At 71.1% G+C, this 18,983-nt stretch carries 17 protein-coding genes and 1 pseudogene; 10 read left to right on the forward strand and 8 right to left on the reverse strand.

Annotated elements, in window-relative coordinates; translation table 11 throughout:
- Positions 1 to 3: 3 nt before the first annotated feature.
- On the reverse strand, positions 4 to 384 hold the full coding sequence (locus OG371_RS05030) for an ArsR/SmtB family transcription factor (RefSeq protein WP_329066019.1): 381 nt from the start codon (positions 382 to 384) through the stop codon (positions 4 to 6).
- A gap of 281 nt (positions 385 to 665) precedes the next feature.
- On the opposite strand from OG371_RS05030, the gene mgtA reads away from it, so the two are divergent.
- The 6 genes from mgtA to OG371_RS05060 all read left to right on the forward strand — a co-directional run bounded on the left by mgtA (position 666) and on the right by OG371_RS05060 (position 8,581).
- Positions 666 to 3,278: a magnesium-translocating P-type ATPase gene (gene mgtA / locus OG371_RS05035; RefSeq protein ID WP_329066021.1), complete on the forward strand. Its 2,613-nt coding sequence runs from the start codon at positions 666 to 668 to the stop codon at positions 3,276 to 3,278.
- A gap of 65 nt (positions 3,279 to 3,343) precedes the next feature.
- Positions 3,344 to 4,066 (forward strand): MgtC/SapB family protein, encoded by a 723-nt coding sequence (locus OG371_RS05040; RefSeq protein ID WP_329066023.1) that lies wholly within the window; start codon positions 3,344 to 3,346, stop codon positions 4,064 to 4,066.
- Positions 4,067 to 4,071: 5 nt separating this feature from the next.
- The gene (locus tag OG371_RS05045; RefSeq protein ID WP_329066025.1) at positions 4,072 to 5,811 is read left to right on the forward strand and encodes an ABC transporter permease; all 1,740 of its coding nucleotides are present in this window, start codon (positions 4,072 to 4,074) and stop codon (positions 5,809 to 5,811) included.
- A 17-nt stretch (positions 5,812 to 5,828) separates the two neighbouring features.
- Positions 5,829 to 7,163 (forward strand): ABC transporter ATP-binding protein, encoded by a 1,335-nt coding sequence (locus tag OG371_RS05050; RefSeq protein ID WP_329066027.1) that lies wholly within the window; start codon positions 5,829 to 5,831, stop codon positions 7,161 to 7,163.
- A gap of 47 nt (positions 7,164 to 7,210) precedes the next feature.
- Complete coding sequence (locus tag OG371_RS05055; RefSeq protein ID WP_329066028.1) at positions 7,211 to 8,023, forward strand: Fpg/Nei family DNA glycosylase; 813 nt, start codon at positions 7,211 to 7,213, stop codon at positions 8,021 to 8,023.
- A 45-nt stretch (positions 8,024 to 8,068) separates the two neighbouring features.
- On the forward strand, positions 8,069 to 8,581 hold the full coding sequence (locus OG371_RS05060) for an HtaA domain-containing protein (protein WP_329066030.1): 513 nt from the start codon (positions 8,069 to 8,071) through the stop codon (positions 8,579 to 8,581).
- A 19-nt stretch (positions 8,582 to 8,600) separates the two neighbouring features.
- On the opposite strand, the gene OG371_RS05065 is transcribed toward OG371_RS05060, so the two are convergent.
- Positions 8,601 to 9,530 (reverse strand): LysR family transcriptional regulator, encoded by a 930-nt coding sequence (locus OG371_RS05065; protein WP_442876080.1) that lies wholly within the window; start codon positions 9,528 to 9,530, stop codon positions 8,601 to 8,603.
- 109 nt (positions 9,531 to 9,639) lie between these two features.
- Between OG371_RS05065 and OG371_RS05070 the strand changes: the two genes are divergently transcribed.
- Complete coding sequence (locus OG371_RS05070; protein WP_329066034.1) at positions 9,640 to 10,689, forward strand: YncE family protein; 1,050 nt, start codon at positions 9,640 to 9,642, stop codon at positions 10,687 to 10,689.
- Between the two features lie 30 nt (positions 10,690 to 10,719).
- Here OG371_RS05070 and OG371_RS05075 read toward each other — a convergent pair whose 3' ends face one another.
- Positions 10,720 to 11,223: a hypothetical protein gene (locus OG371_RS05075; protein WP_329066036.1), complete on the reverse strand. Its 504-nt coding sequence runs from the start codon at positions 11,221 to 11,223 to the stop codon at positions 10,720 to 10,722.
- A 78-nt stretch (positions 11,224 to 11,301) separates the two neighbouring features.
- Positions 11,302 to 12,000: pseudogene (locus OG371_RS05080) on the reverse strand (TioE family transcriptional regulator); the annotation flags it as partial.
- Between the two features lie 88 nt (positions 12,001 to 12,088).
- Between OG371_RS05080 and OG371_RS05085 the strand changes: the two are divergent.
- Positions 12,089 to 13,225 carry an erythromycin esterase family protein gene (locus tag OG371_RS05085; protein WP_329066038.1) on the forward strand — a complete coding sequence of 379 codons (1,137 nt, stop codon included), beginning with the start codon at positions 12,089 to 12,091 and terminating at the stop codon, positions 13,223 to 13,225.
- Between the two features lie 53 nt (positions 13,226 to 13,278).
- Here the strand turns inward: OG371_RS05085 and OG371_RS05090 are convergent, their stop codons facing one another.
- Genes OG371_RS05090 through OG371_RS05100 form a run of 3 tightly spaced genes read right to left on the reverse strand, consistent with a single transcriptional unit; the run spans position 13,279 to position 15,751 of the window.
- A complete protein-coding gene (locus OG371_RS05090; protein WP_329066040.1) occupies positions 13,279 to 13,995 on the reverse strand; it encodes an SDR family oxidoreductase in 717 nt (238 codons plus the stop codon).
- Positions 13,996 to 14,007: 12 nt separating this feature from the next.
- The gene (locus OG371_RS05095; RefSeq protein WP_329066042.1) at positions 14,008 to 14,823 is read right to left on the reverse strand and encodes a DUF427 domain-containing protein; all 816 of its coding nucleotides are present in this window, start codon (positions 14,821 to 14,823) and stop codon (positions 14,008 to 14,010) included.
- Positions 14,824 to 14,878: 55 nt separating this feature from the next.
- A complete protein-coding gene (locus OG371_RS05100; protein WP_329066044.1) occupies positions 14,879 to 15,751 on the reverse strand; it encodes an alpha/beta fold hydrolase in 873 nt (290 codons plus the stop codon).
- Between the two features lie 84 nt (positions 15,752 to 15,835).
- Between OG371_RS05100 and OG371_RS05105 the strand changes: the two genes are divergently transcribed.
- On the forward strand, positions 15,836 to 15,979 hold the full coding sequence (locus tag OG371_RS05105; RefSeq protein ID WP_329066046.1) for a hypothetical protein: 144 nt from the start codon (positions 15,836 to 15,838) through the stop codon (positions 15,977 to 15,979).
- Between the two features lie 128 nt (positions 15,980 to 16,107).
- Here the strand turns inward: OG371_RS05105 and OG371_RS05110 are convergent, their stop codons facing one another.
- Positions 16,108 to 16,998 (reverse strand): TIGR03560 family F420-dependent LLM class oxidoreductase, encoded by an 891-nt coding sequence (locus OG371_RS05110; RefSeq protein WP_329066048.1) that lies wholly within the window; start codon positions 16,996 to 16,998, stop codon positions 16,108 to 16,110.
- 344 nt (positions 16,999 to 17,342) lie between these two features.
- Here OG371_RS05110 and abc-f point away from each other — a divergent pair, with 344 nt between their 5' ends.
- Complete coding sequence (gene abc-f / locus OG371_RS05115; RefSeq protein WP_329066050.1) at positions 17,343 to 18,974, forward strand: ribosomal protection-like ABC-F family protein; 1,632 nt, start codon at positions 17,343 to 17,345, stop codon at positions 18,972 to 18,974.
- Positions 18,975 to 18,983: the final 9 nt, after the last annotated feature.

An 18,983-nucleotide genomic window follows, 5' to 3' on the forward strand; every position in this document is an offset into this window, starting at 1 on the left:
CGATCACGCGCCCCGGCGCCGCCGCGGGGCTTCTCGCGCTTCGGTGTGGTGGCGGATGGCGAGCTGGACGATGTCCGCGACCAGCGGGTCCTCGGCCAGGTAGATCTGGCGCTTGCCGGCGCGCCGGGAGCTGACCAGGCCGGCCAGCTTCAGCTTGGCCAGGTGGTGGCTGACCGTGGCGACGCTCTGGCCGGTGTCCTCGGCGAGCGTGCCGACGTCGCGTTCCCCGGCGGCCAGCAGCCACAGGATGTGCAGCCGGACCGTGGCCGAGAGCAGGGCGAACGTGCCGGCGGCGTCCTGGAGCAAGTCGGGTGTCAGCTGCTCAGGCAACGGCTCCGGCGGCAGTGGCTCGGAATGCGGGCCGGGTGTGGTGGGGGTGGGCACGGGTCCATCCTCTCGGGTCTCCCCCGTAGCGTGACGTACGACCAATACTTGTACAAGTGTTTGACTGTTACGCGCCGGGTGCGCTCTACTGGAGCCCGGCGGTCCCGGAGGGGACCGGCGAGTCGTCGTGTGAAGGGAGGTGAGCCGGGTGACCGGCGAAGGAAGTAGTAGTCGCGATCGCGCGGAGCACCAGCCTTCCCGGCTCGCACTGGGGTAGGCCGGGTCCGCGTGGTCGGTGCCGCTGTCGTCACAGCTTCGGCCTCCACGGACAGGACCCCCTGATGACCCGTTTCTCCACGCTCCCGGCACCCGCCCCCGGCGACGTGTCGCTGGCCGCGCTCGCCGACGCCCCGGTGCTCACCGTTTTCCAGCGGCTCGAAAGCACGCCCAAGGGGCTGACCGAGCCCGAGGCGGCCGACCGGTTGCGGCGTTACGGCGACAACCAGGTCGAAGGCCCGGCCCGGCTCGGCCGGGCCGGCCAGGTCTGGGCCGCGGTGCGGAGCCCGTTCGTCGCGCTGCTGACCGGGCTCGGCGTGGTGTTCGCCGCGGTCGGGGACCTGCGGGGCGCGATCACCGTGAGCGCGATGGTGGTGCTGAGCGTGGGGCTGCGCTTCTGGCAGCACAGCCGTTCCGAGCGCGCGGTGCGGGCGCTGCGAGCCCAGGTGAGCACCACCGTGACGGTGCGGCGCCGGGCCGGCGACGGGTTTCCCGCGCTGGAGCGGGAAGTGCCGACCGCCGACCTGGTGCCCGGGGACGTCGTCCTGCTCGGGCCCGGCGACGTGATGCCCGCCGACGTGCGCATGGTCGCGGCCGGCGACCTGGTCGTGGACCAATCGGCGTTGTCCGGCGAGGCGCTTCCGGTCGCGAAGCGGCTGCCGCCGCTCGAACGACGCCAGCGTGACGCGCGGCCGGAGTTGGTTGACTCGCCGGCGCTGGGATTCGCCGGAACGGCGGTGGTCGGCGGCGCCGCGACCGCGGTGGTGATCGCGACGGGCGCCGGCACCTACTTCGGCTCGCTGGCCGCGCAAACCGCCGCGCCACGCGGGGAATCGAGCTTCGACCTCGGCGTGCGACGGGTCGGCTGGACGCTGATCCGGTTCATGCTGGTGATGGTCCCGATCGTGCTGGCCGTCAACGGCTTGGTCACCGGAAACTGGGCACAGGCGGGCATGTTCGCCGCGGCCGTCGCGGTCGGGCTGACGCCGGAAATGCTGCCGGTGATCGTCACGACGAACCTGGCGCGCGGCGCGGCGCGGCTCTCACGGCGGCGGGTGATTGTCAAGCGGCTCAACGCAATCCAGGACCTCGCCGCGATGGACGTGCTGTGTGTGGACAAGACCGGCACGCTCACCGAGGACCGGGTCGCGTACGCGCACAGCATCGGCCTGTCCGGCCGTCCGGACGGCGAAGCGGCCGAGTACGCCTACCTGGCCGTGCACTTCCAGGCCGACCGGCACGACCGGCTCGACGAGGCGATCGCCGCCCAGCTCGCCGACGAGGACGAGGACCTGGTCACCGAGGCGATGTTCAGCAAGGCCGGCGAGATCGCCTTCGACCACGACCGGCGCCGCGCCACCGTGATCGTCAGCCGCCCGGTCGACCAGGAAATCCTGATCTGCAAAGGGGATCCGGACGAGATCCTGCCGCGCTGCTCGCACGCCCGCCGCGACGGCGAGGTCGTCGAGCTGACCGCGGACACCCGCGAGGCCGCGGCCGACCTCGTGCGCGCCTACGCCCAGCACGGCATGCGCATCCTCGCCGTGGCGGCGCGCGAATTCCGCACCCGCCTCGACGGCTACGACGCCCGCGACGAAAACGAGCTGGTGCTGGTGGGCTTCGTCGGATTCGTCGACCCGGTCCGCGACGGCGCGGCCACCGCGGTGCGCGCGCTGAACGAGCACGGGGTGACGGTGAAGATCCTCACCGGCGACAACCCGCACGTGGCCACGCAGGTCGCGGCCCAGGTCGGCGTGCCCGTCGGCGAGGTCGTGCTCGGCCGGCAGGTCGACCACACGGACGAGGCCGATCTGCGCGTGCTCGTCGAGCGCACCACGGTCTTCGCGAAGCTCACCCCGGCGCACAAAGCGCGTCTCGTCGCGACATTGCGCGCGAACGGCCGCGCGGTCGGGTTCGTCGGCGACGGCGTCAACGACGTCACCGCGTTGCGCACCGCCGACGTCGGCATCGCCCCGGACACCGCGACCGACGTGGCCAAGGACGCGGCCGACCTGGTGCTGCTGGACCGCGACCTCGGCGTGCTCGCGGGCGGGGTGGTCGAAGGCCGCCGGACGCTGGGCAACACGCAGAAGTACGTCAACATCACCGCCAGCTCGAACTTCGGCAACGTGCTGACCGTGCTCGCGGCGAGCGCGTTCCTGCCCTTCCTGCCGATCCTGCCGATTCAGCTGATGGTGGCGAACCTGCTTTACGACGCCGCCCAGATCGCGTTGGCCTGGGACCGCGTCGACGAGAGCTACCTACGAAGGCCGCGGCGCTGGGACGCGCGGGGGCTGACCCGGTTCATGCTCGTGTTCGGGCCGCTCAGCTCGATTTTCGACCTCTCCACCTTCGCGGTGCTGTGGTGGGTGTTCGACGTGGGCTCGGAACCGCTGCTGTTCCAGACCGGCTGGTTCGTCGAGGGCCTGCTCTCGCAGCTGGTCGTCGTGCTGGTCCTGCGCGGGCGCGGGCGGCCGTCACGCCCGCTGGTGCTCGCCGCCGCCGCGGCCGGGCTGGCGGGCTTGCTGCTGCCGCTTTCCCCGCTGGCCGAAGGCTTGCGGATGCACCCGTTGCCCGGCGGCTACCTGCTGTGGCTGGTGCTCGTGCTGGCCGGTTACGGGCTGGCGGCGCTTTTGGCGAAACGGTGGTACTCCCGCCGCGCCCCCGCCTTGTGGTGACCGGCGCTGTGGTGACCCAGCACCGTCCGAAATAGACAAACCTCCGAAGAGAAGTGAGAGCGCAGATGACGACTGCGGAGATGCTGCTGCGCCTGGGAAGCGGCGTAGGGCTCGGCACGGTGATCGGATTCGAGCGGCAGTACCGGGCCCGGATGGCCGGACTGCGGACCAACGCGCTGGTGGCCGCCGGCGCCACCCTGTTCGTGCTGCTTTCGGCGCACGGCTTCACCGGCGCCGCCGCCGATCCGACCCGGGTGGCCGCGCAGATCGTGTCCGGGATCGGGTTCCTCGGCGCCGGCGTGATCCTGCGCGAGGGCCTGACCGTGCGCGGCCTGAACACCGCCGCGACGCTGTGGTGCTCGGCCGCGGTGGGCTCGCTGTGCGGGGCCGGGCTGTACTGGATCGCGGTGGCGGGCACGGTGGTCGTGGTCGCCGTGAACGTCGCACTGCGCCCGCTCGGCCGCGTGGTGGACCGCCGCCCGGACACCGGCACGGAAACCCCTGCGTCGTACACCTTCCTGGCCGTGACCACCGACGAAGCCGAGGCGCACGTGCGCAGCCTGCTGGTCCAGGCGCTGACCCGCACCGACTTCGCGCTGCGCTCGGTGACCAGCGTCAACGCCGGTGGCGCGGGCAGCGGCCGGGTCGAGGTCCGCGCCGAACTGTCGGCCGACCAGCGTGACGACAAGCAGATGGAGTCGGCGGTCAGCCGGCTGTCCATGGAGCCGTCGGTGACCAGTGTGCGCTGGGAGACCGAGACCTTCACCGGCCACGACGACGAGAGCTGAGCCCGATGTCCCTGCTTCGCACCTTCCCCACCCGCGGGGCGCTGGCCCGGCCCGGGCGCGGGGCCGCCGACGTGCTGGTGTTCCTCGGCGCGGCCGCGCTGCTGTGGCTGGTCGTGCGGCTCGCGCACGGCACGGCGGTCCCGTGGAACGAGGCCACCGCACCGTCCAAAGTGTCCACCGATCCGGCCGAACTCCCTTACTACGCCGGGCGTTCGCTGTTGCGGATGTTCGCCGCGCTGGCGCTCTCGGTGCTGTTCACCTTCGTCTACGCCACCGCCGCGGCCCGGCTTCGGCGCGCGGAGAAGGTGCTGATCCCGCTGCTGGACATCCTGCAGTCGGTGCCGATCCTCGGTTTCCTGTCCGTGACGATCACCGGTTTCATCGCGCTGTTCCCGGGTTCGCAGCTGGGCCTGGAGGGCGCGTCGATCTTCGCGATCTTCACCTCGCAGGCCTGGAACATGACGTTCGCGTTCTACCACTCGCTGGTTTCGCAGCCACGCGATCTCGACGAGGCGTCCCGGCTGCTGCGGCTTTCGCGGTGGCAGCGGTTCTGGCGGGTCGACGTGCCCGGCGGGATGATCGGGCTGGTCTGGAACGGGACGATGAGCTTCGGCGGCGGCTGGTTCTTCCTCACCGCGTCCGAGGCGCTCAGCGTGGACAACCACAATTACGCGCTGCCCGGCATCGGCGCCTACGTCGCGACCGCCACCGACGAGGGTGACCTCGGCAAGGTGCTGCTGGCGATTGTGGTGATGATCGTGATGGTGGTCGGGGTGAACGTGCTGTTCTGGCGCCCGCTCACGGCGTGGGCCGAGCGCTTCCGCGTCGAAGATTCCGAGGCCGCCGAAGCACCCCGAAGCGTCACGCTCATGCTGCTGCGCCGTTCCCGCATCCCGGCGTTCCTCGGCACGGTCTTCGGCCGGCTGGTGTTCCCGCTCGACCGGGCCATGGCCTGGTTCGGGCTGGCCGAGCACCCGCTGCGGACCTCACCGGTCCGACGCCGCGCCGGGGACGTGGTGTTCGCCGCCGCCGTGCTCGCGCTGATCACCTACGGGCTGGTCCGGATGGTCACGTTCATCGCGGGCACGGCCGGGTTCGGCGAGGTCGGGCACGCGCTGTGGCTCGGGCTGATCACGTTCGCGCGGGTGCTCACCCTGGTCGCGGTCGCGACGCTGGTCTGGGTGCCGGCCGGGGTCTGGATCGGGCTGAACCCCCGCGTTTCCCGGCTGGCGCAGCCGGTGGTGCAGGTGCTGGCCAGCTTCCCGGCGAACTTCCTGTTCCCGCTGGTCACCGGGGTGCTGCTGGCCACCGGGATCAGCCTGGACTGGGGCGGCATCCTGCTGATGGCGCTCGGCGCGCAGTGGTACATCCTGTTCAACGTCATCGCGGGCGCCAGCGCCATCCCGAACGACCTGCGCGAGGCCGCGTCGAGCCTGCGGCTGCCGCGGAAACTGTGGTGGCGCAAGCTGATCCTGCCGGCGATCTTCCCCAGCTACGTCACCGGCGGCATCACCGCGGCGGGCGGCGCGTGGAACGCGTCCATCGTCGCCGAAGTCGTTTCGTACCACGGCACCGCGCTCACCGCGACCGGCCTCGGCGCGTACATCAAGAACGCCACCGGCTCCGGCAACGCCGCGCAGATCCTGATCGGCGTCGCGGTGATGAGCCTCTACGTCGTCGGCCTGAACCGGCTGTTCTGGCGCCGGCTCTACGCACTGGCCGAGCGCCGCTTCTCCCTCACCTGATCCCCGGAGGAATCCTGATGCCCACCACCACGAACACCGGCGACGTCCTCGTCAGCGTCGAGAAGGTGTCCAAGAGCTTCCCCGGCACGGCCGGGGACGAACTGCGCGTCCTCGACGCCATCTCGCTCGATCTGCGCGCCGGCGAGGTCGTCGCGCTGCTCGGCCGGTCCGGCTCCGGCAAGTCGACGCTGCTGCGCACCATCGCCGGCCTGATCGGGCCCACCAGCGGCACCGTCCGCTACCGCGGGACCGAGCTGAACGGCGCCAACCCCGGCACCGCCATGGTGTTCCAGTCCTTCGCGCTGATGCCGTGGCTGACCGTGCAGGACAACGTCGAACTCGGCCTCGCCGCGCAAGGCGTCCCCCCGGCCCAGCGGCGTGAACGCGCGCTCAAGGCCATCGACATGATCGGCCTGGACGGCTTCGAATCCGCCTACCCCAAGGAACTCTCCGGCGGCATGCGCCAGCGCGTCGGCTTCGCGCGGGCGCTGGTGCTGGAACCCGACCTGCTGCTGATGGACGAGCCGTTCTCCGCGCTCGACGTGCTCACCGCGGAGAACCTGCGGTCGGAGCTGATGCGCCTGTGGGACGGGGAACGCTTCCCCACCAAGGGAATCTGCATCGTCACGCACAACATCGAAGAGGCCGTGCTGCTCGCCGACCGGGTGATCGTGCTCGGCGCCAACCCCGGGCACATCAGCGCCGAGGTCCCGGTCGAGCTGGCCCGTCCACGCGACCGGCGCGCCCCGGCGTTCGCGGCGCTGGTCGACCGGCTCTACGACCTGCTCACCGGCCGCGAGCCCGACCACGTCGTGCCCGAGCCGACCGAGGCCACGCCGACCGCGCGGCCGCTGCCGATCGCTTCCGTCGGCGGGCTGGCCGGGCTGGTCGAGATCGTCTACGCCCAGGGCGGGCGCGTCGACCTGCCCGACATCGCGGCCGAGCTGAGCTTCGAGATCGACGACCTGCTGCCCCTGGTCGACGCGGCCGCCATGCTCGACTTCCTGTTCGTCGCCGGCGCCGACCTCAACCTGACCCCGATGGGCACCGCGTTCACCACCGCCGACATCCAGGACAGCAAGAAGATCTTCGCCGAACAGGCCCGTCACCGCGCGCCGCTGGTCCGCACCATCTACAAGGCACTGGCCGCCAGCGCCGACGGCAGCCTGCGCGCCGCGTTTTTCCTCGACCTGCTCCGCCGCGGCTTCTCCGCCGACGACGCCCGCCAGCAGCTCGACACCGCCATCGACTGGGGCCGCTACGGCGAACTCTTCGACTACGACACCGACGCCGGCCAGATCACCCTCGACCCGGCCCACCGAACTGCGGCCGCCCAGCGAAGGTCTGCCTGAAGGTGCTGTGACCGCAGGTAAAGCCCGGCCGTCCTAAACTCGAGATCATGCCCGAACTGCCAGAAGTCGAGTCGGCCCGAGCGGTGATCGAGCGGGCCGCGCTCGGGCGGCTGATCGTCGAGGTGGACGATTCCGACACCTACGTCTGCCGGCCGCACCGCCCCGGCGAGATCCGGAGCGCGTTGCTCGGCCGACGGCTGACGGCGGCGCATCGCCGGGGCAAGACGCTCTGGTGCGACACCGGGGACGGGCCGGTGCTCGGCCTGCACCTCGGCATGTCCGGCAAGATCGTGATCGCCGGCGCCGACGGCTCGGAGATCGACGGCGGCGACTACTGGGAGGGCCGCCGGGTCCAGGGCGACTACCGGTGGTCACGGTTCGCCCTCACCTTCGAAGACGGCGGCCGGCTGATGCTCGTCGACCCGCGCCGGCTCGGGCGCATCGGGCTGGACCCGGAGCTCACCCGGCTCGGCCCGGACGCCGCGACGATCACCGCGCCCGAGTTCCGGACGGCGGTGACCACCGGGACCGTGGCGGTCAAGGCGCGGCTGCTCGACCAGCACGCCATCGCCGGAATCGGGAACCTGCTGGCCGACGAAATCCTCTGGCGCGCCCGGATCAACCCGGCCCGCCCGGTCGACGAACTCACCGCCCCCGAGGTCGAACGGCTCCTGCGCGCGACCCGCAAGGCCATCACCGCGGCGCTGGAACACGGCGGCGTGCACACCCTCACCGTGATCCCGTTCCGCCGGCCCGGCGCCCGCTGTCCCCGCGATCACGCGCCCATGTCGCGTGGCAAAGTCGGTGGTCGCACCACCTGGTGGTGCAGTGCCGAGCAACCCGTCCCGGCGACTAAGTGATCATCTCTACTGGACAGCACACCGTTGCTGCAGAAGGATTCCCTTATGACCGACGCACCCGGTGACGAGCCCCAAGAAGTCGTTCCCCCGACGTTTTGCCTGCGCTGGGGGGTCAAGAGCAGCTTCCTCGGCTACGTCGCGCGCATGCCGGACGGCCGCGCCTACCTCGGCAGCGGCGCCGCCGTGAACGACCGCAACGAACTGCTCTTCCCGCTGGACGCCGACGCGGCCGCGGAAGACGGTCTGAAGTTCGCGTTCGGCGGAGATGTCCGGTTCAGCGGGCACTACGGGCTGCTGTTCGTGCAGATCGCGCAGCCGCGGGTGTACGTGCGCGAAGGCGAGGCCGAGCTGACCATCGTCGACTCGGAATCGAAGGAGCCCAAGCGGGTCCGGCTGGCCACCTTCACCCTCACCGGCCCGGAGACCGAGGACGGCGTGGACCGCTGGAACGCCACGGACGTGCGGCTGGCCCCCGAGTGCGTCGAGCTGTTCGGCGGCAGCTACCAGCCGGGCGAGCCGATGGAAGAGCTGACCATCACCGTTCCCCACCAGGACTGACCGCACCCTTCGGCGCGATTCAGCCCGGCCCCGGCGACATCGCGCGACGGACTGCCGAGCGCAGCCAGCCGTGACCGCCGTCGGCGGCCTGGCGCGGATGCCAGGCCATGCCGATGGCCAGTGGCGGCAACGGAAACGGGACGTCCAGCAGCTGCAGGCCCAGCGCCCGTGCCACCTCGGTCATCGGGTTCGGCGCGGTGCCGGGATCGGTCGCCGGGACCAGGCAGACGACGTCGGTCCGGACGGCCAGCGTCATCGCGGCCAGGTGGCTGGGCAGCACGGCCACCACCCGCCGTTTGAGGTCGAGTTCGGCCAGCGCGGTGTCGGCCGGGCCGGTGAACCGGCCGCGGCGGCTCACCACCACGTGCTCGGCCGCGGCGAACCGGGCGGCAGTCAGCCGTCCCTCGGTCAGCGGGTGTCCGTCACGCACCCCGGCCACCATCCGCAGGGCGAGCAGCTGCTCACTGCGGATCTCCGGGTCGACGTGGTCGAGCGCGCCGATCTCCAGGTCGATCTGCCCTTCCCGCAACGCCGGCCCGCCCTCGAACTCCTCGGCGCGGAACCGCAGCGCCACCCCGGGCGCCTCCTCGGCCGCGATCGCCAGCAGCCGGGGCGCCACGGCGGCGGCGACCAGGTCGGCGGCCTGCAGGGTGAACGTCCGGCTGAGCGTGCCCGGGTCGACGTCGGCGCTGGGCGCGAGCAGCGCCCCGCACCGGCGCACGACCGCCGCCACCTCCTCGCGCATCGCCTCCGCGCGCGGCGTCGGCACCATCGCCTGCCCGGCGCGGACCAGCAGCGGGTCGCCCAGCAGCCGCCGCAGCCGGCCGAGGGTGCGGCTCATCGCCGCCGGGGAGGTGTGCAGCCGTTCCGCGGCCCGGGTCACGCTGTGCTCGGCCAGCAACGCGTCCAGCGCGACGACCAGGTTCGCGTCGATGATCTGCCTGTTCACCAGCATTCTTCCGTTCCGGACAACTATCCCGTGCCGACATTCCCATTGTGGCAACACCGAATCCCGGGCGACGGTGGGGGCAAGACCGAATCCCCCAGGAGGCACTCCGATGTCCCATTCTCGCCTCGGCGACCGGCTGGCCGTGGTCAGCCAGAGCGGGCCGACCGTCACCCTGTTCGACGCCGTCGGCCACCGCGCCGAAACCGTGCTGACGCTGCCGGCCGAGCCGCACGAGCTGTGTTTCGACGCCGAGCACCGCCTGCTCTACTGCACCAGCAGCTACGTCAGCGGCTACTACGGCGACAACACCGGCCGCAACCACCTGCTCACCGTCATCGACCCGGACGCCGGCCGGATCGTCGAGGTGATCGACCTGTCCCCCGAGCACGGCCCGCACGGGATGGCCCTCGACCCGGCCCGGCACCTGCTCTACGTCAGCGTCGAGGCCGGTCCCGCGGGCCCCGGCGGCGTTGTCGTGCTGGACACCACCACTCGCAAAGTCTTGCGCCGCATCAACACTCTCGCGCCGGGCCCGCACTGGTTCGCGATCGACCCGGACGGGCTGCTCGGTTACGCGGCCAACAAGGAGGCGCCGTTCGTGACCGTGGTCGAGCTGGCCACCGGCGAGCTGGCCGGCAAGATCTCCGTGTCCGGGAGCGAAGGCATCGCGGTCAGCCCGGACGGTTCGACGGTGGCGGTGGCCGCGCAGAAGGCCGACTTCACGCGCCGGCCGGTCGACCCCTCCATCTTGCTGATCGACACCCGCAGCGGCGCGATCGTCCGGACCCTGCCGGCCGAGGACACCGTCATCCCCGTGCACTGGACGGCCGCCGGCGTCCTGCTCGCCGGTGAAGTGCGGATCCCGGCCGAGACCGGGAGCGTCTTCGGGTCCCACGTGCCGAACGGGCGGCTGGTGGTGTGGGCGGGCCCGTCGGCGGCCGAGGTGGAGCGCGTGGGAACCGCGGAAGTCGGCGCGATGCCGCTGACGCTGACCTCGCCCCCCGACGGCGGACGGGCGTACGTCGCCGCCGTCGGGGCGTCCACCGTCAGCGTGGTCGACCTGGCCGATCTGACGCGCCCGACCGTGGTCGACACCCTGGAAGTCGCGCGGGCCGGAGAGCCGGGTGCGCACGGACTGGCCTACATCACCGGCGCCTGACCGGGCCGTTGATGTCCACAGTGGAGTGTTTCAGGCGACCTTGCGCAGGGTGACGTCCATCGACGGGGCCCAGGTCACGCCGTCGGCGCTGGCTTCGTGGTGAACGACCTGGGTCCGCCCGCCGTCGGTCAGGGTCACGGTGGAGCGGGTCCGCTCGCCGGTCCAGCGGAGCACGTCGCCGTCGATCTCCAGGCGGGAGTGGTGGACGTTGCCGAAGCTGTCGTAGAACGTCGAGCGGTAGGCGTCGTCGTGCACGCCGATCATCTCGACGCCGCCGACGGCCGTTTCGCCGATCTTCCCGAACGCCGAGTGCAGGATGAAAAACCCGCCGGGCGCCCATTCGTAGACGTCGCTGGTCAGGATCGCCACGGACGGAACCCCGGCGGCGCCGATCGTGCGGCCCTCGTTGATCCACTTGCCGATCAGGACTTCGAGGGCCTGGTGGCGCTCATCGCGGACGGGCACGGCCCGGTCGGTCTGCTCGACTCCGGCGGCGACGGCGACAACGCGGGCGGACTCGGTGGTTTCCGGCATCGGAACTCCTCGGGTTCAGGGGTTGGTCTCACCGGTGGGTCGGAGCCGATCCGGGTGTCCGGACACAGCGGTGAGATTTCAACCGTGGTCGAGCAAACCCAGATAGGCGCCGAGCCGGGTCGCCGCGTCGAGCATGGCGCGGCCCTGCGCGGTGAGCTTGCGCTGCCAGTCGTCCAGGGCGCGGGACAGGCTGCCGGTCCCGCCGGCCGTGCGGACCTGCCGGACCACGGTGGCGATGTGCTCCAGCGGGTAGCCGCCGCGCCGCAGGAGGTGCGCGAGTTCGGCGTCGCGGACGTCGGCGGCGCGGTAGACGCGGTAGCCGGTGGCCGGGTCCCGCGCGGGCACGAGAATGCCGGCGTCTTCCCAGTTCCGCACGGTCGCCGGGGTGACCCGGAGCCGGCGCGCGAGTTCGCCGATCGTCCGGGCCGACCGTTCCTGAGCAGCGCTGGGCTCCGCGGTCAGGTGCTCCACCGCCTGGCGCACCGAGCCGAGGGTTTCCCGGTCGCGGAGCAGCTGGTGGTGGCCGCGGTCGACGGCCGTCAAGGCGCCGTCGAGATCACCGGCGGTGAGCGCGGCCATGATCCGGCCCGCGGTCGCGTGCCCGTACGCCGGGATGAGCGCAAGGTAGGCGCGCAACGCGGCCGCGTGCACCTCGGTGTAGATCCGGTAGCCGCTGGCGGTGCGCTCGGCGACGGGGAGGAAGCCGTCACGCTCGTAGTTGCGGACGGCCTGGGCCGAGATGCCGTGCTCTCGCGCGAGGGCGGCGGGTTTGAAGGTTTCTCACCGGTTTGAGACTTTACTGTATGAGTGCGAGGCCAGAGCGGGGAAAGTCTCAACCGAGCTTTCAAAGATACGCTTGAATCTCATGAGTCAAGACATTCGCGCCTTCGTGCCCGCGTCCTGTGACCTGCTGGCTCTCGGCGAGCCGGCCCACCCGGAACCGGCGTTCGGCTGGGTCCGCAACGAGCTGTTCGAGCGGCTGGCCGCTGACGGCTTCCGCTCGATCGCGCTGGAGACCGACCGGGCGGCCGCGCTCGCCGTGAACGACTTCGTCCAGGACGGCGTCGGCACCCTCGACACCGTGCTGAACGAGGGTTTCTCCCACGACTTCGGCCGCCTCGAAACCAATCGGGCGCTGGTCTCCTGGATGCGTGAGTACAACAAAAACCGCCCCGCGGAAGGGAAACTGGCGTTCCATGGCTTCGACGCGTCGACCGAGACGATGAGCGCCCCGAGCCCACGGCCCTACCTCGAACACGCCCGCGACTACCTGGGCCTCGACCTCGACATCGCGGGCCTGACCGGCGAAGACGAGCGGTGGAGCCGCACGGAGGCGGTGCTGGACCCGGCGATGTCACCCGGCGACACCCCCGAAGCCGAGCGGCTGCGCACGATCGCCGACGACCTGCTGACCAGGCTTTACGCGCGTGCGCCGGAACTGGTCGCGGCGACCTCACGCGCCGAATGGCTCCGGGCCCGGACACATCTGTCCGCCGGGCTCGGCCTGCTGCGCTACCACAAGCAGTCGGCGGAACGGCTGGAGCTGAACGAGCGGATCTCCCTGCTGTCCGCGGTGCGGGACGCGCTGATGGCCCAGAACCTGCTCGAAATCCGCGAGATCGAGGCGCGGCGCGGCCCGACCCTGGTCTTCGCCCACAACCTCCACCTGCAACGGAGCCCGAGCTATTGGGGCTTGACGGACCTGAAGCTCAACTGGTTCGGCGCCGGCGCCATCTTGGCGTCCCTTGTGGACGATCAGTACGCCTTCATCGCGGGCAGCCTCGGCCGTAGCGAGGTTCTCGACCTCGAGCCGCCCGCCGCGGACACTTACGAGGGCTCTCTGCAAACCAGCGCTACCTGGTCCCTCACGAAGGCCACCGCGGTCGCCGATGCCCGCACCCGCGTCACCGAGGACCATCGCTACTTTCCCCTCACCGAGGCAACCCTGAACGGCGCCGACGCGGTGCTGCACATCAGCGACGCCTCCTTGATCCGGCCGTGACGGCTGGGTCTCCTCGTGACCGGACTCGGTCTCGGGGAGACCCTTCGGCCTTGTCACACCAGCGGCTCGCCGCCGTCGACGCTCAGCGCCACGCCGGTCAGGAACAGGCTGGTCAGGGCGAACACCACGGCGCCGGCGATGTCGTCGGGCGTGCCGATGCGGCGGGCGGGGCTGGTGGCGGACCGTTGAGCGAAGAGCGCGGCCTTGTTCTCCGCGCCGAGGGCGTCGTACGCGCCGGTGTCGATCGTGCCCGGCGAGACGGCGTTGACCCGGATCGGCGCCAGCTCCACGGCGAGTGAGCGGGTGAGGACGTCGACCGCGCCGTTGGTCGCCGCGACCGCGAGCATGCCGATCGAGGGTTTCTGGGCCGAGGAGCCGGAGAAGAGCACAAACGAGCCGTCCTGGGGCATCCACGGGGCCAGGTGTTTCGCCAGCAGCAGCGGGCCGACAACCTTGGTGCTGAAGGAAAGCAGGACCGTCTCCGGCGCGAGGTCCCCGATCCGGCCGCGAGCGCGCGCGGACGCCGTGGACACGACGTGGTCGATCCGCCCCAGCCGTTCGCCGAGTGCCGCCACGCTGGCTTCGTCGGTCAGGTCGACGGTCTCGGCGGAGATGCCGGGATCGTCGTAGGCCGCCGCGAGCTTTTCGACGTCGCGCCCGGCGACGATCACCTCGGCACCGGCGGCGCGGACCGCGAGCACGGTCGCCCTGGCGATGCCACTGGCCCGTCCGACGATCAGGACTTTGGTTCCGGCAAGGGATGTGGACATGGTTTTGTCTCCTTAGGACAGAACCTCGTCGGCAGCCAGACCGCGATCGATGCCGTGGGGAACCACCGTCTGCCCGGGCTCCGGCACCAGCCGCTTGCCATCGAGGAAGACGTCGACCTTGTCGGCCTCGAACGAAACCAGCCCGGACACCCGCGCCACCTCGGTCCACGCCTCGAGGTAGGACCAGGCGGCCCGCCCGCGTGAGCCGATGTCGTAGTAGCTGGCGAGGCCCTTGTACGGGCAGAAGGTCTGCCCGTCGACCGGGGTCAGTGCCGTCTCGTCCACGTCCTCGCGCGGCACGTACCAGCGCGGCGCGAACCCGGACTCGTACAGCACCACCGGCTGCCTGCTGTCGGCGACGACCCGGTCCCCGTCCCGCACCACAAGGTGCCGGGAGGTGCCGCGAATGTCGTTGCGGTGGTAGGGATCCGCGGCGTGCCCGACGATCTGCTCGTCCTCCTCGAAGAACGCGTCCATCGCCCGCCACGCGAACGCGACCCGGCCCCGCAGTTCTTCGGCGTACCCGGGAAGCCCGGTGTACTGCCACGCCGCGCGCCCCGCCCGCTTCCCTCCGCCTGCGACGGTGAACCACGCGGTCTCGCCGAGTTCGCGGTGCGGGGTGACCCGGCTGGTCGCTTCGAGGACCCCGTCGCGCACGTTCTCCCGCCGGAAGAACGCGACCGGGTAGCGCCCCGGCTCGTGCAGCAGCACCACGTCCTCGCTGTCGGCGATCCATTCGCCGCCGAACCGGACTCGCATCCGCCGGCGCAGCGGCTCCGCGAAAAGCAGCCGTTCCGGGAGTGGTTCCGGGGTGAGGAACCGTCCCACGGATCGTGTCGACAGCGGTCCCTGTTGCCAAGCCAGTCCCATAGTCGTGGCCCCTTCAGCGTTCCGCCGACACGCGGTCGAGGAAGCCGAGGATCAGCCCGGCGACCTCGTCACCTGCGCTCTCCAGCAGGAAGTGCCCGCCGTCGAGCAGGTGGATCTCGGCGTCCGGAACGTCGTCGGCGAACGCGCGGGCGCCGTCGGGCCCGAAGATCGGGTCGCCCTGTCCCCAGACGGCCAGCACCGGCGGGCGGGTGGTCCGCAGGTACTCGTGCAACGCCGGGTACAGCGGCGGGTTGGTGGCGTAGTCGCGGAAGAGCGCGAGCTGGATGGCGTCGTTGCCGGGCCGCGAAAGCAGCGCGAAGTCGTGGTGCCAGGTGTCGGGACTGACCAGGCTCTCGTCCGGCTCGCCGGCCAGGTACTGCCAGCGGGTGCTCTCGAGGGTCAGCGCGCTGCGGATGTTCGCCTCGGTCTCGGGATTCTGCTCGCGCTGGTAGTCCCAGACGGTCTTCCAGAACCCCTCGACGAACCCGGCGTCGTACCCGTTCCCGTTCTGCGTGACGATCGCCGTGACCGCCGCCGGGTCCGCCAACGCCAGCCGCCACCCGATCGGGGCGCCGTAGTCCTGGACGTAAATGGCGTACCGCGTCACGCCCAGCTGCTGGAGCAGCCCGGCGGTCAGCTCGGTCAGCGCGTCGAAGCTATAGCCGAACTCCCCAGCCGACGGCGCCGCCGACAACCCGAACCCCAAGTGATCCGGCGCGAGGACGCGATACCGCCCGGCCAGCTCCGGAATCAGCTCCCGGAACATGAACGAACTGGTCGGAAACCCATGCAACAGCACAATCACCGGCGCATCGGCGGGCCCGGCCTCCCGGTAGAACAGCTCCTGCCCCTGGACGGTCGCGTAACGGTGATGAACGGCAGCCATTTCTAACCCCTTCGACACAGGTTGATGGTTAGAGTTCAGCAGGCGTGCCTCTAACTTGTCAACCCGTTCTGAGAGGTTAGCTTCTTGTCGAGCGTGACCGACCCGGACGAAAGCCCCATCCCGGCCGCCGACGCGGCGGCTTATCCCGCACCCGCAGACGCCACCGCGCAGGATGTCTCGCCGCACCCAGCCCGGCCACCACCCGCCACTGCGCTCACCGCGCCGTGATCACCACCTCCGCACTCACCGCCAACCCGTACTCACCACCTCCACGCTCCCTGCCAACCAGCCCTCACCGCCCCCGTCCAAGGCCGTCAACCCCAGCCCCCTCACCAGGCCCGGCACTCACCCCAACGTCACCTAACCTGAGGCAGAACCTCCTTCTGCAGCAACGAATACGTCTCCCGAGCCTCGGCCGGCGACCCGAACGTCGGGATGATCAGCTCGTCCAGGCCGGCCTCGCGCCAGCGGCCGATGGTGTCCACGATCTGCGCCACGGAGCCGCCGAACACGAAGCGCCCCGCCTGGGCGTCGACCTCGCCGAAGGTCAGCACCGCCTGTGTGGTGCGGCGGATGGACCGCGGGTCGCGGCCGAGGCGTTCGCAGTGCTGGTCGAGGATGGCGGACTTCTGGGCGAAGACCTCGGGGTCGGACCAGCAGTTCCACTCGTCGGCGTGCTCGGCGACCAGGCCCAGCATGCGGCGCTCGCCGGAGGCGCCGATCAGGATCGGGAGGCGGGGCCGGACGACGGGCGTGCGCGGCGCGTCGGTGACCGTGTAGTACTCGCCCTCGACCGTGGTCCGCGGCTCGGTCAGCAGGCCGCGAATCACCTTCAGGCCTTCCTCGAACCGGTCGATGCGCTCGCGGACCGTGCCGAGCTGGATGCCGTACGCGGCGTGCTCGTTGAGCTGCCAGCCCGCGCCCACCCCGAGCACCAGGCGGCCGCCGCTGACGTTGTCGATGGTCGCCGCCATGTTCGCCAGCACGGCCGGGGGCCGGTAGGTCATGCCGGCGACCAGGCTGCCCAGCCGCACCCTCGGCACCGCCGCCGCCAGCGCGGCCAGCACGCTGAAGCACTCGTTCAACGCCGGCTCCGCGACCGCTTCGGTCCCGGAGTTCATCATGAAGTGGTCCGCCGCCCAGACGCTGTCGTACCCCGCCTGCTCGACCTCGCCCGCCACCGCGAGCACGTCCTCGGTCGACCACCCGGGGCTCAGCCACGCCCCGACCGCCAGCTGCTCCGCCACCGGAGTCCTCCTCTCTTCGGCACGCCGTCCTGCGCGCCTGGTCCCCAGCCTGCCACGCACCACCGACAAGATCACCGACCGAGCGCTGATTCCGTTTAGCCGCAGCCATTCCCCGACCGGGCGGACGGCCCGTAACTCAGCTGAACCGGCGCACACTCTCTGCTACCGTTGAAGTGAAGAGCCGTGCAGAGGAGATCCGACGTGGCAGGTGAAGACGACATCTCCGGGTGAGTCCCGGAGGTAACAAGGCCACCGGCGGGCAGCCGCCGTGGCCATGCCGTCGTCCACTCCTTTCGCTGCGGGGCCGAGGTTCCGCAGCGCGCCACGAACCCGAGGTCTCTTTCATGTCCGAAGCCTGCATCGTCGTGTCCGGCCTGTCCTTTTCCTGGCCCGACGACACCCCGGTTTTCGACCGGCTGTCCGGCACGATCCCCGGCGGCCGCACCGGGCTCGTCGCCCCGAACGGCGCCGGGAAGTCCACCCTGCTCAAGCTCATCGCGGACGAGCTGCGGCCGTCCGAAGGCAGTGTCACCACCGAAGGCCTGCTCGGCTACCTCCCGCAGAGCCTGCCGCTGACCGGTGAGCTGACCGTCGCCGAGGTCATGGGAGCCGCCCCGATCCTGCGGGCGCTGGCGGCGGTCGAATCCGGCGACGTCGCCGAAGAGCACTTCACCGCCATCGGCACCGACTGGGACATCGAGGAGCGCACCCACGCCCAGCTGGACCGGCTGGGTCTCGGCGCGGTCGCGCTCGACCGCCGCCTGAGCACACTCAGCGGCGGCCAGATCGTCTCCCTGGGACTCGCCGCCCAGCTCCTCAGGAACCCGGACGTCCTGCTGCTCGACGAGCCCACCAACAACCTGGATCTCGAGGCGCGCCACCGGCTTTACGGCGCGCTCGAAGACTGGCACGGCTGCCTGCTCCTGGTCAGCCACGACCGGGCGCTGCTCGACCGGATGGACCGCATCGCCGAGCTGAACGGCGGCGAAATCCGGTTCCACGGCGGGAATTTCACCCAGTACGAGCAGGCGGTCGAGGCCGCGCGCGAAGTCGCGGAAAAGAACGTCCGCAACGCCGAGCAGGACGTCAAACGCGAGAAACGCGAGATGCAGCAGGCGCGTGAGCGCGCGGCCCGCCGGGCGAGCAACGCTCAGCGCAACGTCGCGAACGCCGGTCTGCCCAAGATCTTCGCCGGCACTATGAAACGCAACGCCCAGGAGTCGGCGGCCAAGGCGGACCGGACGCGCTCGGCCAGGGTCAGCGCGGCCAAGGCCCGGCTCGACCAAGCCGAGCGAACGCTGCGAGACGACCAGAAAATCGCGCTGGAACTGCCGCAGACCGCCGTCCCGGCCGGCCGCACGCTGTTCCTCGGCGAGCGTCTGCGAGTGAACTACGGCGACCGCGAGCTGTTCACCGGCGACGGCGCGGACCTGGCCGTCCGCGGCCCCGAGCGAATCGCGCTGACCGGCCCCAACGGCGCCGGGAAGTCCACCCTGTTACGTCTGGTCCACGGCGACCTGGCCCCGGACAGCGGGGACCTGAAACGGGCGGAGGGGCGGATTGCCTACCTGTCCCAGCGCCTCGACCTGCTGGACGAAACCCGCACCATCGCGGAGAACCTGGCCGCCGCCGCGCCCGCGATGCCGCCCGCCGACCGGATGAACCTGTTGGCGCGCTTCCTGTTCCGCGGCTCCCGCGCGCACCTGCCGGTCGGCGTCCTCTCCGGCGGCGAGCGCCTGCGGGCTACGCTGGCCTGCATCCTGTTCGCCGAGCCGGCGCCGCAACTCCTGCTACTGGACGAGCCGACCAACAACCTCGACCTGGTCAGCGCCGGCCAGCTGGAGAGCGCGCTGAACGCCTACCAGGGCGCGTTCATCGTGATCAGCCACGACGAGCGTTTCCTGGCCGAAATCGGCGTCGCCCGGTGGCTCCGGCTCGACGGCGGGCAGCTGCGGGAGACGGCCGCGCCCGAGTGAGCCGTCCAC

The organism is Amycolatopsis sp. NBC_01480 (genome assembly GCF_036227205.1).
Classification (GTDB): Bacteria; Actinomycetota; Actinomycetes; order Mycobacteriales; family Pseudonocardiaceae; genus Amycolatopsis.

What these genes read in the sequence shown, in the direction of transcription:
- OG371_RS05090 (WP_329066040.1), bottom strand. Translation starts at nt 13,995, where the DNA reads ATGTCCACATCCCTTGCCGGAACCAAAGTCCTGATCGTCGGACGGGCC.
- OG371_RS05060 (WP_329066030.1), top strand. Translation starts at nt 8,069, where the DNA reads ATGACCGACGCACCCGGTGACGAGCCCCAAGAAGTCGTTCCCCCGACG.
- OG371_RS05040 (WP_329066023.1), top strand. Translation starts at nt 3,344, where the DNA reads ATGACGACTGCGGAGATGCTGCTGCGCCTGGGAAGCGGCGTAGGGCTC.
- OG371_RS05100 (WP_329066044.1), bottom strand. Translation starts at nt 15,751, where the DNA reads ATGGCTGCCGTTCATCACCGTTACGCGACCGTCCAGGGGCAGGAGCTG.
- OG371_RS05070 (WP_329066034.1), top strand. Translation starts at nt 9,640, where the DNA reads ATGTCCCATTCTCGCCTCGGCGACCGGCTGGCCGTGGTCAGCCAGAGC.
- OG371_RS05050 (WP_329066027.1), top strand. Translation starts at nt 5,829, where the DNA reads ATGCCCACCACCACGAACACCGGCGACGTCCTCGTCAGCGTCGAGAAG.
- OG371_RS05075 (WP_329066036.1), bottom strand. Translation starts at nt 11,223, where the DNA reads ATGCCGGAAACCACCGAGTCCGCCCGCGTTGTCGCCGTCGCCGCCGGA.
- OG371_RS05045 (WP_329066025.1), top strand. Translation starts at nt 4,072, where the DNA reads ATGTCCCTGCTTCGCACCTTCCCCACCCGCGGGGCGCTGGCCCGGCCC.
- OG371_RS05085 (WP_329066038.1), top strand. Translation starts at nt 12,089, where the DNA reads ATGAGTCAAGACATTCGCGCCTTCGTGCCCGCGTCCTGTGACCTGCTG.
- mgtA (WP_329066021.1), top strand. Translation starts at nt 666, where the DNA reads ATGACCCGTTTCTCCACGCTCCCGGCACCCGCCCCCGGCGACGTGTCG.
- abc-f (WP_329066050.1), top strand. Translation starts at nt 17,343, where the DNA reads ATGTCCGAAGCCTGCATCGTCGTGTCCGGCCTGTCCTTTTCCTGGCCC.
- OG371_RS05055 (WP_329066028.1), top strand. Translation starts at nt 7,211, where the DNA reads ATGCCCGAACTGCCAGAAGTCGAGTCGGCCCGAGCGGTGATCGAGCGG.